We start from the raw sequence: 261 nt of genomic DNA on the forward strand, positions 1-261 counted from the left end.
GTTCCGAAGAGCGTTGTAGCCGTACCGGGATTTTCGCGCACAGTTTCGGCTACCACCTGGCCGCGTTCACGCACCGCTTGCGCCGCGTTACGGAAACGACCGGATGCATCGTCCAGCGCATCTTCCGCACGTTCCCTCAGGTCACCGGATTGGGACGCCAGCGATTTGGAAAGACGTTTCAGTTCACTGCGCATGTCAGCGATCTGCTTTTCGAGCGCCTGCTGGATGTCGTTGGTGATCTTTTCATCAGCCATTTGGAGT

At 57.5% G+C, this 261-nt stretch carries 1 protein-coding gene; it reads right to left on the reverse strand.

The annotated features are described in order from the left end of the window. Positions 1-261 (reverse strand): hypothetical protein (locus tag R0J92_RS24015; protein ID WP_411053526.1); only part of this gene is annotated, 261 nt, incomplete at both ends.

This window comes from Tritonibacter sp. SIMBA_163 (assembly GCF_046535935.1).
Classification (GTDB): Bacteria; Pseudomonadota; Alphaproteobacteria; order Rhodobacterales; family Rhodobacteraceae; genus Epibacterium; species Epibacterium scottomollicae.